At 65.8% G+C, this 12,979-nt stretch carries 14 protein-coding genes; 8 read left to right on the plus strand and 6 right to left on the minus strand.

Features of this window, described 5'->3' with window-relative positions; all coding sequences use genetic code 11:
• Window positions 1–87: 87 nt before the first annotated feature.
• Window positions 88–1,188, minus strand: coding sequence for a branched-chain amino acid aminotransferase (locus LY622_RS06305; RefSeq protein WP_234290100.1), 1,101 nt, complete (start codon window positions 1,186–1,188; stop codon window positions 88–90).
• Window positions 1,189–1,333: 145 nt separating this feature from the next.
• The gene (locus LY622_RS06310; protein ID WP_234290101.1) at window positions 1,334–2,854 is read right to left on the minus strand and encodes a leucyl aminopeptidase; all 1,521 of its coding nucleotides are present in this window, start codon (window positions 2,852–2,854) and stop codon (window positions 1,334–1,336) included.
• 117 nt (window positions 2,855–2,971) lie between these two features.
• Here LY622_RS06310 and lptF point away from each other — a divergent pair, with 117 nt between their 5' ends.
• The 8 genes from lptF (at window position 2,972) to LY622_RS06350 (ending at window position 9,507) form a co-directional block, all read left to right on the plus strand.
• Window positions 2,972–4,051, plus strand: a complete 1,080-nt coding sequence (gene lptF, locus LY622_RS06315) for an LPS export ABC transporter permease LptF (protein ID WP_234290102.1) — start codon at window positions 2,972–2,974, stop codon at window positions 4,049–4,051.
• Window positions 4,051–5,115 carry an LPS export ABC transporter permease LptG gene (gene lptG / locus LY622_RS06320; RefSeq protein WP_234290103.1) on the plus strand — a complete coding sequence of 355 codons (1,065 nt, stop codon included), beginning with the start codon at window positions 4,051–4,053 and terminating at the stop codon, window positions 5,113–5,115. Before lptF ends, lptG begins: the two co-directional genes overlap by 1 nt.
• Before the next feature lie 6 nt (window positions 5,116–5,121).
• On the plus strand, window positions 5,122–5,598 hold the full coding sequence (locus tag LY622_RS06325) for an RDD family protein (RefSeq protein ID WP_234280951.1): 477 nt from the start codon (window positions 5,122–5,124) through the stop codon (window positions 5,596–5,598).
• A 117-nt stretch (window positions 5,599–5,715) separates the two neighbouring features.
• Complete coding sequence (locus LY622_RS06330) at window positions 5,716–5,922, plus strand: (2Fe-2S)-binding protein (RefSeq protein WP_234290104.1); 207 nt, start codon at window positions 5,716–5,718, stop codon at window positions 5,920–5,922.
• A gap of 168 nt (window positions 5,923–6,090) precedes the next feature.
• Window positions 6,091–6,573 carry a bacterioferritin gene (gene bfr / locus LY622_RS06335; protein ID WP_234290105.1) on the plus strand — a complete coding sequence of 161 codons (483 nt, stop codon included), beginning with the start codon at window positions 6,091–6,093 and terminating at the stop codon, window positions 6,571–6,573.
• A gap of 289 nt (window positions 6,574–6,862) precedes the next feature.
• On the plus strand, window positions 6,863–7,912 hold the full coding sequence (locus tag LY622_RS06340; protein WP_234290106.1) for an ABC transporter substrate-binding protein: 1,050 nt from the start codon (window positions 6,863–6,865) through the stop codon (window positions 7,910–7,912).
• 4 nt (window positions 7,913–7,916) lie between these two features.
• Window positions 7,917–8,726, plus strand: coding sequence for an ABC transporter ATP-binding protein (locus LY622_RS06345; RefSeq protein ID WP_234290107.1), 810 nt, complete (start codon window positions 7,917–7,919; stop codon window positions 8,724–8,726).
• Window positions 8,727–8,739: 13 nt separating this feature from the next.
• The gene (locus LY622_RS06350) at window positions 8,740–9,507 is read left to right on the plus strand and encodes an ABC transporter permease (RefSeq protein ID WP_234290108.1); all 768 of its coding nucleotides are present in this window, start codon (window positions 8,740–8,742) and stop codon (window positions 9,505–9,507) included.
• Window positions 9,508–9,653: 146 nt separating this feature from the next.
• Here LY622_RS06350 and LY622_RS06355 read toward each other — a convergent pair whose 3' ends face one another.
• The 4 genes from LY622_RS06355 to LY622_RS06370 all read right to left on the minus strand — a co-directional run bounded on the left by LY622_RS06355 (window position 9,654) and on the right by LY622_RS06370 (window position 12,951).
• On the minus strand, window positions 9,654–9,878 hold the full coding sequence (locus LY622_RS06355) for a DUF1653 domain-containing protein (RefSeq protein ID WP_114480880.1): 225 nt from the start codon (window positions 9,876–9,878) through the stop codon (window positions 9,654–9,656).
• Between the two features lie 34 nt (window positions 9,879–9,912).
• Window positions 9,913–10,746, minus strand: coding sequence for a tRNA cyclic N6-threonylcarbamoyladenosine(37) synthase TcdA (tcdA, locus tag LY622_RS06360; protein ID WP_234290109.1), 834 nt, complete (start codon window positions 10,744–10,746; stop codon window positions 9,913–9,915).
• Window positions 10,747–10,768: 22 nt separating this feature from the next.
• Entirely contained in the window at window positions 10,769–11,536 is a 768-nt protein-coding gene (locus LY622_RS06365; protein ID WP_234290110.1) for a pseudouridine synthase, read from the minus strand.
• Between the two features lie 116 nt (window positions 11,537–11,652).
• Window positions 11,653–12,951, minus strand: coding sequence for a Glu/Leu/Phe/Val family dehydrogenase (locus tag LY622_RS06370; RefSeq protein ID WP_234290111.1), 1,299 nt, complete (start codon window positions 12,949–12,951; stop codon window positions 11,653–11,655).
• Between the last annotated feature and the right edge of the window lie 28 nt (window positions 12,952–12,979).

A 12,979-nucleotide genomic window follows, 5' to 3' on the forward strand; every position in this document is an offset into this window, starting at 1 on the left:
CCATGGCAAAAGACCTCCTCTTCGACCTGCTCCCGGCCGCCTCGCGAGGCATTGGCCGGCTCCTGGCGTAGCGAGAATCTGCTTTTTTCAGACCAGCTTGGTCAACCAACCATGCGTGTCTTCGGCGCGACCGTACTGCAGGTCGAGCAGCTTGGTGCGCAGACGCTTGGCGATGGGGTTGTCGCTGCCGGCGGCCAGCCGGATACGGCCCTCTTCGGTGACCAGTTCACCCACAGGGGTGATCACCGCGGCGGTGCCGCAGGCGAAGACCTCGGTGATTTCACCGGAGGCGGCGCCCTCGCGCCACTCGTCGATGCTGATCGGCCGCTCCTCGGGGGAGAGCCCTTCGTCCCGGGCCAGGGTCAGCACCGAGTCGCGGGTCACGCCCTCGAGGATAGTGTCGGTGAGGCGCGGGGTGGCGATGCGACCGTCCTTGAAGACGAAGAACAGGTTCATGCCGCCCAACTCCTCGATCCACTTGTTTTCGCGGGCGTCGAGGAAGGCCACCTGGCCGCAGTCGTGGGCGCTCGCCTCCTTCTGGGCGGCCAGGGAGGCGGCATAGTTGCCGCCGCACTTGGCGAAGCCGGTACCGCCGGGGGCGGCGCGATTGTAGTGGCTGGAGAGCCAGATGGAGACCGGCTCCACGCCACCCTTGAAGTAGGCCGCGGCCGGCGAGGCGATGACGTAGTAGTCGACCTCGTGGGCCGGGCGCACGCCGAGGAACTTCTCGCTGGCGATCATGAAGGGGCGCAAATAGAGGCTGCACTCGTCAGCCGCGCTCTTCGGGGTCGGCACCCAGGCGTGGTCCTGGGCCAGCAGCGCCTTGAGCGAGCCGATGAAGTCCTCGTCGGAGAGTTCCGGCAGGGCCAGGCGACGGGCGCTGCGGCGGAAGCGCTCGGCGTTCTTCTCGGGGCGGAAGGTCCACACCGAGCCGTCGGCGTGACGGTACGCCTTGATGCCTTCGAAGATCTCCTGGGCGTAGTGCAGCACGGCGGCCGCGGGGTCCAGCGTCAGCGGGCCGTAGGGACGCACCTCGCGGCCGTGCCAGCCGGCGTCCAGCGTCCAGCGCACATGCGCCATGTGATCGGTGAAGTAGCGACCGAAGCCGGGATTCTTGAGGATATCCTCACGGATCGGCGTCGCCGTGGGGGTGGCGTTGGGTTGTAGGTCAAAGCTATCAGTGGGCACGGCAAAGGGTCTCCGCAGTCCCTTGGACGGCCATCGGCCGCTCCCAAGGGGCGATACAGGAACATCGAGCCGGGCTGAGCCGGCTCGATGCGTTGTCAATGGTCCAGATGTAAAGGTTGCCGAGCGCGATGGCAACCCTCTTGGCTCAATTGTCGCCGATCTCGACGCGGGCATCCGCCTCCCGGTCCAGCAGGTACTGGGTCAGCAGGCCCACCGGGCGGCCGCTGGCCCCCTTCTGCTTGCCCGAGGTCCAGGCGGTACCGGCGACGTCCAGGTGCGCCCAGGGGAACTTGTCGGCGAAACGCGAGAGGAAGCAGGCGGCGGTGATGGTGCCGGCCGGGCGGCCGCCGATATTGGCCAGGTCGGCGAAGTTGGAGTCCAGCTGCTCCAGGTACTCTTCCCACAGCGGCATGTGCCAGGCGCGGTCCCAGGCGGCTTCGCCGGCATCCAGCAGGTCCAGCGCCAGGTCGTCGTCGTTGGAGAGCAGCCCCGTGGCGTGGTGGCCCAGGGCGATGATGGCCGCCCCGGTGAGGGTGGCGATGTCGACCACGCTGGCAGGCTCGAAGCGCTCGGCGTAGGTCAGGGCGTCGCACAGCACCAGGCGGCCCTCGGCGTCGGTGTTGAGCACCTCGACCGTCAGGCCCTTGAGGGTCTTGATGATGTCGCCGGGCTTGGTGGCGCTGCCATCGGGCATGTTCTCGGCGGCGGCAACGATGAAGACCAGGTTGAGCTTGGGCTTGATCGCCAGGACCGCCTTGGCGGTGCCGAACACGCTGGCCGCGCCACACATGTCGAATTTCATCTCGTCCATGGACTCGCCGGGCTTGAGCGAGATGCCGCCGGTATCGAAGGTGATCCCCTTGCCCACCAGTACATGCGGGGCTTCCTCGGCGTCCTCGGCACCCTGATATTTCATCACGATCAGGCGGGTGGGCTCTTCACTGCCGCGGCCCACGGAGAGCAGGCTGTTGGCACCCAGCGCCTCCAGCGCCGCTTCGTCGAGGATCTCGACCGTGAGTGCGCCGCCCGAGCCCTTGCCCAGCGACTCGGCCTGCCCGGCCAGGTAGCTCGGCGTGCAGACGTTGCCCGGCAGGTTGCCCAGGGTGCGGGTCAGGGCGACACCCTGGCCGACGGCGTCACCGATTCGGGCGCCTTCGCGGGCCTCTGCGGCGTTGCCACCTTCGCTGACCAGTAGCGTGATACGGGCCAGCCTGGGGATCGGTGCCGGCTCCGACTTGAACTCGTTGAAACGGTAGACGGCACGGTGAGCGGCCTCGGCCACCATGCGTGCCTTCCAGTCGCAGGCACGGTCGGACACCGGAACGTCGGTGAAGGCCACCGCGGCATCCTCCACCGGCAGGCCGGCGAGGGCGGTAAAGGCGGCGTCCAGGGCCTTGATGAATACCCGCTCCTGGCACTTGTCGCGCTCGCCCAGGCCCACCAGCATCAGGCGGTCGGCGCCCAGGCCGGGGGCAAATGGCACCAGCTGCACGCTGCCCGGCTTGGCATCGAAGTCGCCGCGCTCGATCAGCTGCCCGATCAATCGCTCGCTGGCATCGTCGAGCTTGGCGGCGGTAGGCAGCAGGTCGCCGTCCTTGAACACCGGTACCACGAGGCAGGCCGTTTCGGCCTTGGCGGGATTAGCCGTCTGAACTGGGAATTCCATTGTGACTCCACAAGACAAGCGAAGGGGGATTCTGGATAATGCCGGCACGGCTCCAGGCCATTGCCGAGTCACCCCAGTGTACTCAAGGCATGGCGCCATTGCATGGAAGACGGCTGCATGATCATTTTTCGTTACCTGACCCGCGAGATTCTACTGACGATGGCCGCCGTTGCCGGTGTCCTGCTGCTGGTCATTATGGGTAGCCGCTTCATCCGCTATTTTGCCGATGCGGCGGAGGGGGACATTCCCGCCAGCATTCTCGGCAACCTCATGCTGTTCCATCTGCCGGGGTTTCTCGAGCTGATTCTGCCGCTGGCGTTCTTTCTCGGCATTCTGCTCGCATACGGCCAGCTCTACCTGAACAGCGAGATCACCGTGCTGGTCGCCTGTGGCACCAGCCCGGCGCGGCTGCTGCAGGTCAGTCTGGCACCGGCTGCCCTGGTCGCGGTGCTGGTGGGGTTGTGCAGCCTGTGGCTGACCCCCGCCGGGGCGCTGCACAATGCCGTGATGCTGGAGGACCAGCGCAGCAGGCTGGACTTTACCGCCCTGGCGCCGGGTCGCTTCCAGGACTTCGGCGGCGGGCGTACCGCCTACACCGAGTCCTTCAGCGACGATGGCAGCCGCATGCAGGAGGTCTTTATCAGCGAGAGCCAACGCAGGCGGGACGGCACGCCCGAGCGTGCCGTGACACGGGCGGCAAGCGGCTACCAGACCGTGGACGAGGAGACCGGCAGCCGGTTCCTGGTGCTGGCCGATGGCGAGCGCTACAGCGTCGATCCGGGGCGGTTCGAGGCCGAGCACCTCGAGTTTGCCACCTATGCCGTGCGGCTTGCGCTGGGTGGCGACAGGCGTGAGCTGGAGTCGCCCGATTACGCCTCTACCAGGGAGCTGCTGAGCGATGACTCCAGTGAGGCGAGGGCACAGCTGCAGTGGCGGCTCTCCCTGCCGATCATGGTCTTCATCCTGACCTTGATGGCGATGCCGCTGTCCCGGGTCAATCCACGCCAGGGACGCTTCGCCAAGCTGTTGCCGGCCATTTTCCTGCATGTCTGCTACCTGAGCCTGCTGCTGGCGGCGCTGGATGCCATCGGGCGCGGCGCGATGCCCGCGGCGATAGGCATGTGGCCCATTCACGGCGCCTTCCTGGCGCTCGGCCTGGGCATGATGGTACGTGCCCAGAAGAAGGGAATGCGCTGATGGTAACGGATCGCCTCGACCGCTATATCGCCCGCAATGTGCTGGGTGCCATCATCGTGGTTCAGGTGGTGCTGCTGGGTCTTGATCTGGTGATTTCCTACATCAATGACCTGGACGACGTGGAAGGCAACTATGGCGCCTTCCAAGTATTGCTCTACCTGCTCCTGCGGTTGCCCTGGCGCTTCTATCAATACGCCCCGGTGGGGGTGCTGATCGGTGCCTTGATCGGCCTGGGCAGCATGGCGTCGAGCAACGAGCTGACGGTGATGCGTGCCGCGGGCCGCTCGCTGACCCGGATTCTCTGGGGCGTCATGAAGCCGATCATCCTGGTGGTGGCGGTGGTGTTGATCGTGGCCGAGTACGTCAGCCCGCGCACCGAGCAGTTCGCCAGTGCCTGGCGGCTGGAACAGATGCAGGGCGAAGGCGCCGTGGTGATGCAGCGCGGCGGGTGGCAGCGCGAGGGCGACAGCGTCTATCGCTTCGGCGCCATACGGGCCGACGATACCGTGGTCGACCTGACCCGCTACCGCTTCGAGGGCCGCGAACTGCGCGAGGCCACCGTGGCCGAGCGTGCGGTCTGGCGCGACGGTGTCTGGGTTCTCGAGGAGGTGGCGACGACGCGCTTCGAGGCGGGGCGCAGCGAGGCCGAGCACCTCGCCGAGCAGGGGTGGGAGACCAGCCTCACGCCGGCCCAGCTCAACCGGCTGCTGCGCCCCATCAACAGCCAGGCACCCAGCGAGCTCTGGGCCTATGCCCGTTTCCTGAACAACCAGGGGCTGCAGGCCACGCAGCCACTGCTCTATTTCTGGCAGAAGATGCTGATGCCGCTGACCATGGCGTCGCTGGTGCTGGTGGCAGCCTCCTTCGTCTTCGGCCCCTTGCGTACCGTCGCTGCCGGAACGCGGGTCTTCTATGGCGTGGTGACCGGGCTCTGCTTCAAGTATCTGCAGGACCTGCTGGCGCCTGCGTCCACGGTATTCGGCTTTTCGCCGATCTGGGCGGTGCTGGCGCCAACCCTGATCAGTGCAGCCCTGGGGTTCTATTTCCTGCGACGAACAGGCTAGGAGTCTATGCGACGACGTTTCGATCAACTCGACGAGGTATGGCCGGCCGGCCTTGGCAAGCGGCTGGGTGCCATGGTGTATGACGGGCTGCTGGTGCTGGCCATCTGGATCGGCATCACTACCGCCCACGTGGCCTGGGTGAGGCTGGTGTTGGAGCTGCCGCCTGAATCGGTGGGGGCCGGCCTGGCCCAGGTGCTCTCGCTGCGGCTGGCCCTGGCGTTGAGCGCCTACGCTTTCTTCGCCTTCTTCTGGACCCGTGGCGGCATGACCCTGGGGATGCAGGCCTGGCGATTGCGCGTGCAGAGCGACGATGGGTATTCGATCACCTGGACTCAGAGCCTGGTGCGCTACCTGGTGGGATGGGTGTCGCTGGCGGCTTTTGGCCTTGGCTACTTGTGGATCCTCTTCGACGGACAGAAGCGCAGCTGGACCGATATCGCCTCCGGGACCCGGGTGGTGGTGGTGCCCAAGGCCGATCGATAGCATCGTCCTGGCAGACGGTGAACATGATATCGGTCAAAAAATGGTCGATTTCCACTTGCGAGACGCTATGCGAATCATTTACATTAACTCTAGTGGCTATGATAGAGGTGATGGCAAATGTACGTATGTCTCTGCAAGGGCGTATCCGACCACAAGATCCGTGCGACCGTCGAAGACGGGGCTCGCAGCTGGCGCGAGGTGCAGCGCGAGACCGGCTGCGCGACCCAGTGCGGCAAGTGCGCCTCTGTGGCCAAGACCATCACCCGTGACGCCATCAGGTCGGAAATGAAGGCCTCGGCTGCCGGCCTGGCCTATGCCGTGTAGCGCGTATTTCCCGATGTTGACGTGATGGCTTGCCGCCCCCTCCGGCCCTGATGCCAATCTCTATCATTATTGTTGACCTTTATCCAAGCTCTTGTCGTTGTTGGACTTTTTTGTCAGTGTGGCTAATACTGAGTAGTCCCCGATCCCCGACGAGAATGGAGAAGTGCCATGAAAGGCGATGCCAAGGTCATCGAGCACCTGAATACCGCGCTCGGCAATGAGCTGGTGGCGATCAATCAGTATTTCCTGCATGCGAAGATGTACAAGGACTGGGGCCTCAAGGCGCTGGCGAAGTGGGAGTACGACGAGTCCATCGAGGAGATGCAGCACGCCGACAAGCTGATCGAGCGTATCCTGTTTCTCGAGGGTCTCCCCAACCTGCAGGATCTCGGCAAGCTCCATATCGGTGAAAACGTCCGCGAGATGCTCGAGTCCGATCTCAAGATCGAACACGAAGGACGCAAGGCCTATATCGCAGCGATCGCCCACTGCGAGAAGGTCAAGGACTACGTGAGCCGCGACCTCTTCCGCGAGATCCTTGCCGATGAGGAAGACCACATCGACCATATCGAGACCGAGCTCGGCCTGATCGACAAGGTCGGTATCGAGAACTACATGCTCAAGCAGATGCAGGAAGCGGGCAACGAGTAAGTCCTGCCGTAGCCGCACCCTCATTTTCCCCTCCCGACATCGGCGCACTGCGCCGGTGTCGGCGTTTCTGTCCTTCCGTTCTCGCCCCGCCCTCTGGGAAACCGCCGGCAATGATCTACGCTGGTGCATGTGGGCGTGCGAGTCGTCGCGTACTGCACCAGTATGTTGCCCTTGCCGCCCTGTCCTGCCAGCGAGGGCGTGTGCCGCTCTTGGCAGCTGCCAGTGCGCAGGGCATTGGCAGGAAAACTGCATACAACAATCATAACCAGAACCTGCGAGGGCAGCCTTGATGAGTCGTCACCTTTCCCGTTCCACCGGCCTGCTGGTCGGCGCACTTGGTCTGATACTGGCCGGGGCGCCGCTGGCCCAGGCCGACGAGACCCGCATTCGTTTCCAGCTCGACTGGCGTTTCGAGGGCCCTTCGGCGCCCTTCCTGATGGCCGTGGAGCGCGGCTATTTCGCCGAGGAGGGGCTCAATGTCCAGATCGACTCCGGCAGTGGTTCCGCCGGCGCCATCAACCGGGTCGCCTCCGGCGCCTACGAGATGGGCTTCGGCGACCTCAACGCCCTGGTGGAGTTTCTCGCCGAGAATCCCGATGGGCCAGGCATCCAGGGGGTCTACGTGGTGTATGACGGCAGCCCGGCCTCGGTCTTCGCACGCAAGGATCGGGAGATCGAGTCCCCCGCGGACCTCGCCGGCAAGTCCATCGCCGCGCCGGCCTTCGATACCGGCTATCGGGCCTGGGGCATCTTCGCTGCGGCCAACGATCTCGATGCCGACGACGTCGAGTGGCAGAACGTCGATCCGACCCTGCGCGAGACCCTGCTGGTGCGCGGCGACGTGGATGCGATCACCGGGTTCTACTTCACCAGCCTGCTCAATCTGGAAGGGCGTGGAATGGGTGAGGAGGAGCTCACCATCATGCCGTTCCCCGACTATGGCGTGCCGCTCTATGGCAATGCCATCATCGCCAGCGAGGCCTTCTCCGAGGAGAACCCGGAAGCCGTCGAGGGCTTCCTGCGCGCCTTCAACCGCGCTCTCGAGGAGACCCTGGCCGACCCGGATGGCGCCATCGACTATGTCTACAACCGCGACTCGTTGATCGACAGGGAGATGGAGACCCGGCGCCTCAGGCTTGCCATCGACAGCGTGATCGATACCGAGGATGCCCGTGCCAACGGCGCCGGGGCGGTGGACGAGGAGCGGCTGCGCAACGCCATTCAACTGGTGGCCGACGCCTATGATCTGCCGTCGGTGCCCGACGCGGAGCGTGTCTTCACCTCGCGCTTCCTGCCGGCTCGGGACGAACGGATGATCTTTGCCGACCGGGCGGAGTAGCGGCATGGCGGAAGTACCCCTGGCGCAGGCAACCGACACGCCTTTCGTCGCCTTCGACCAGGTGAGCCTGGCCTACGACGACTCGGGCAATGCCATCGAGGACATCACCCTGACCATCGAGGAGGGCGAGTTCGTCGCCTTCGTCGGCCCCAGCGGCTGCGGCAAGTCGACCTTCATGAAGCTGTGTACCGGCCTGCATGGCCCCTCCGCAGGCCAGGTGAGGGTCGATGGCGCGCCGGTGGGCGGTCCGCTGAAGATATCGGGGATGGCCTTCCAGAATGCCAACCTGCTGCCCTGGCGAACCACCCTGGACAACGTCCTGCTGCCGCTGGAGATCGTCAAGCCCTACCGCTCGCAGTTCCGCAAGCGCCGGGCCGAGTTCGTCGGCTGGGCCCGGGACCTGCTGCGCACCGTGGGGCTCGAGGGCTACGAGGACCAGTTTCCCTGGCAGCTCTCCGGCGGCATGCAGCAGCGGGCGTCGATCTGCCGGGCGCTGATCCATCGCCCGCGGCTGCTGATGCTCGATGAACCCTTCGCCGCCCTGGACGCCTTCACCCGCGAGGAGCTGTGGTGCGTGCTGCGCGACCTGTGGGAAGCCCAGCGCTTCACCGTGGTGCTGGTGACCCACGACCTGCGCGAGGCGGCCTTCCTGGCCGACACCGTCTACGTGATGAGTCGGCGGCCGGGGCGCATCATCGAGCGGCGCACCATCGACCTGCCACGCCCGCGTGAACTGGCGATCACCTACGAGGAGCCGTTCACCGGCCTGGTGCAGAGCCTGCGCAAGCAGATCGGCGAGATCCGCGGCACCTGATCGAGGACGTGACATGCAACTGAGTGAAAAGAGCCGCCAGCGGATCGCACCCTGGGCGGCGGTGGCGATCCTGGTGGTGATCTGGGAAGCCACGGTGCGGCTGCTCGACGTGCCGAAGTTCATCTTTCCCGGGGCCTGGGCCACGGCCCAGGCGCTGGTGACCTACGCCGGCCCCATCGGCATGCACTCCTGGCAGACCTTCTGGACCACCATGGTGGGCTTTGGCATCGGCGTGGCGGTGGGCCTCTTGCTGGGCTTCATCATCGGTTCGTCGAAGTTTCTCTACCACGCCTGCTACCCGCTGCTGGTGGGCTTCAACGCCATTCCCAAGGTCGCCTTCGTGCCGATCCTGGTGGTGTGGTTCGGCATCGGCTCGGTGCCGGCGATCCTCACCGCCTTCCTGATCTGCTTCTTTCCCATCGTGGTCAACGTGGCCACCGGGCTTGCGACCCTGGAGCCGGAAATGGAGGACGTGCTGCGGGTGCTGGGGGCGAAGCGACTCGATGTGCTGCTCAAGGTGGGGCTGCCGCGCTCGCTGCCCTACTTCTTCGCCTCGCTGAAGGTGGCCATCACCCTGGCCTTCGTCGGCACCGTGGTGTCCGAGACGGTGGCCTCCAACCAGGGTATCGGCTACCTGATGATGAGTGCCGGCTCGCAGATGCGCATGGCGCTGGTGTTCGCCGGGCTGATCGTGATCAGCGCCATGGCGATGGTGATGTATGAGCTGTTTGCCGTGCTGGAGAAGCGGATGACTGGATGGGCACATCGGGGCCAACGTTAAGGTAAGGCGCCTTCCCTACTGCGCTCGATATCCTGGCCGCCGGCGGTACTCACAATCCTCATTGAGCAGCCAGTCAACTCCGGTTGCTCCGTTCCGGCGGCGGTCAGCCTCTCTTCGCTCGCTACGGGAATCCACACTTACCTCAGCTAGAACGCCTTCTCCAGGTCGAAGCGCGGTACCGGTTCGCCCTGGACCTCGACGGTTTCGGTGAACATGGCGAGCGGCCGCACCCACAGGCCGTACTCGCCGTAGAGGGCGCGATAGACCACCAGGGCTTCCTCGCTCTCGCTGTGGTGGGCGACGCCCAGCACCTCGTAGCGGTTGCCCTTGTAGTGGCTGTAGATGCCGGGAACGGGGTAGGGGCTTGTCATCGGAGACTCCATGCGTGAAGCGTGGTAGGGAGGGTCACTCGCCGGGTGCGGCGGCGAGCCTGGCCAGCCTGGCCAACACCCGCGAGACGGCCGTGAAACCGAAGCTGCCGGTGACGAAGGTGGCGGAGCCGAAGCCCGAGGCGCAATCGAGCCGTATCGCCTCGCCGGTTCCCGGCTTCTGGAAGCATACCTCGCCATCGCTGCCCGGATAGACCAGCTGCTCGTCGGAGTAGACGCACTCCACCGAGAAGCGGCGCTTGGGGTTGCGGGAGAAGCCGAAGTCACGGCGCAGGCGTGCGCGAACCTTGGCCAGCAGCGGGTCATGCTCCGTGCGGCTGAGGTCCGCTATGCGGATGCGTGTCGGGTCGGTCTGGCCGCCGGCGGCACCGGTCACGGTGATCGGCAGCTTGCGCCGCTTGCACCAGGCGATGAGCGCGGCCTTGGCCAGCACGCTGTCGATGGCATCCACCACGTGGTCGGCATCCTGGGGAATGCGCTCGGCCAGGTTGGTAGCGGTGACGAAGGCGCTATCCGCCACCACCTGGATGCCCGGCTGGATCGCCCGGCAGCGCTCGGCCAGGACCTCCACCTTGGGTCGGCCGATGGTGCCGTCCAGGGCGTGGAGCTGGCGATTGACATTGGAGACGCAGACATCGTCCAGGTCGATCAGCGTGAGCTTGCCGATGCCCGAGCGGGCCAGGGCTTCCACCGCCCAGCTGCCTACGCCGCCGACGCCTACCACCACCACATGGGCGGTGCGGAAGCGCTCGGCGGCACGGGAGCCATAGAGCCGACGGATGCCGCCGAAACGAAGGTCGTGGTCATGCTGGGTGGCGGGGTCGCCGTGGCTCGAGAATGGGGCTGTCATGATAGGTGGCTCGGACTCCCGGTCAGGCAGTGGGTTCGGGGTTGGGGGCGCTGAGGCCGGCGCCGTTCACCGGCAGGTGGCCGCCCCAGCCGAAGCGTTCGAACAGTGACGACATGGGGACGTCCAGGGCACAGCTCAAGGTCAGCCGATACGCCTCGAACGGATGGTCGAAGGCCAGGCCCACGGCGGCCAGCAGCAGCCGCGAACACCCCAGCCGCTCCTTGAAGAAGCGGTTGTGGTTGCCCTTGCCGTGCTTGGCGTCACCGATGATGGGATAGCCCCGCTGCGACAGGTGACGGCGTATCTGGTGGCGGCGCCCGGTCACGGGGCACGCCTGCATCAGCGAGTAGCGGCTCTGGGGGTAGCGGTCCACCTGCACCGGCAGCTCGACGCTGTCGAGCCGCCTCACTTCGGTCATCGCCTCCATGGCCGGCATTTCCGCCTTGGGGCGGCTGCCGTCCTCCTCGCGCAGCGGGTAGTCGAGCCAGTCGTGCTCGGGGCCGATGCCGCGAACTACTGCCAGGTAGCGCTTGGCGACCCGGCGCTCGGTAAAGGCTTCCGCCAGCCGGGCTGCCGCGGTCGTCGACAGGGCGAAGACCATCGCCCCCGAGGTGGGGCGGTCCAGGCGGTGCACGGGGTAGACCCGCTGGCCGAGCTGGTCGCGCAGGCGCTGCAGCAGGAATTCGCGCTCACCCCGTGCCAGGGCCGTGCGGTGCACCAGCAGGCCAGCCGGCTTGTGCACGGCGACCAGGTGCTCATCCCGGTGGAGAATCGTCAACGCTTCCGACATGTCAGCCTGGCTCGTGGAACGGGGCCGCCATTGTCGCCGCCCCGCGGGGCGTTGTCACCTCGGTGCTCTTCACCTCGGTGCTTGTCGCCTAGAGGACCTGGTCGCCGTATATGCCGTCATTCGCTGTCCTGGCAGTTGCCCCGTTGAAGGATGCCGCGGGCGATGCGTTCGATACCCTGGCGATAAGCGGCCTGGCGGTAGGAGATCGACTCCTTCTCGGCCCGCTCCAGCACCAGCCGGCCCTGGCTTTCGATCCGTTCCGCCAGACGTTCGTTGACGGTCTCCTCCGACCAGCGCTCGCCGGTGAGGTTCTGCACCCACTCGAAGTAGCTGACGATGACGCCGCCGGTATTGGCCAGCACGTCCGGCAGGACCGGAACGCCCCGCTCGTCGAGCGCCGCCTCGGCCTTGCTGGTAACCGGGCCATTGGCGATCTCGAGCAGGGCCTTTGCCTTCACCTGGCCCACGTTGTCGTCGTGAACCTGATCCTCGAGCGCCGCCAGTACCAGCACATCGACATCGAGGGTCAACAGGTCGTCCCGGTCGAGGTGCTCGACGTCCTCGGCGATACAGACCGATTCATCGCAGTAGACGAGGTCGTGCAGCCGCTGGTTCCTTGTCTTCTGCTGCATGATCGGCTCCGGGTCCAGCCCTTCGTCGCTGTAGATGGCGCCGCCCGAGTCGGAGAGGGCGACGATGCGATAGCCGCGCTCGTGGGCCAGCCGGGCAAAGTGGTAGGCGGCATTGCCGAAGCCCTGGATGGCCAGGGTCGTGTCTTCCGGCTTGCGCTGCTCACGCTTGGCCCACAGGTCCAGCACCTGCAGGGCGCCGCGCCCGGTGGCCGCCACTCGGCCGAGGGAGCCGCCCAGGGCCGGTGGCTTGCCGGTAATCGCAGCAGGCTCCTTGCCGCGCACGATATGGTCGTATTCGTCGGCCATCCAGCCCATCACCGTGGCGTTGGTGTTGACGTCCGGTGCGGGGATGTCACGGCGGGGGCCCATCACATCGGCAATGGCACGAATGTAGCCCCGGGCGAGCCGTTCCAGCTCGAGGCGAGAGAGTTGCTTGGGGTCGACCTTGACCCCGCCCTTGCCGCCGCCATAGGGCAGGTCGACGACGGCACACTTCACCGCCATCCAGAAGCTCAAGGTGGTGACCTCCAACTGATCGACGTCGGGGTGGAAGCGAATGCCACCCTTGGCCGGGCCCAGCGTAGTGTCGTATTGCACTCGCCAGCCGGGGAAGACGCGCAGCCGGCCGTCGTCCATGCGCACCGAAACGCTCACCTGTAGCGACAGGCTGGGCTGCATCAGGCGCTCGATGACGTCATCGTGGACGTCCAGCGCCTCGAAGACGTCTTCCAGGCGGGAGCGGGCATCGTCGAAGAGATTGGCATGATCCATTTGCCGTGACATCGTCATCCTCCATTGTCGAGACGGTATA

Source organism: Halomonas alkalisoli, assembly GCF_021412585.1.
In the GTDB taxonomy this organism is placed as follows: Bacteria; Pseudomonadota; Gammaproteobacteria; order Pseudomonadales; family Halomonadaceae; genus Halomonas; species Halomonas alkalisoli.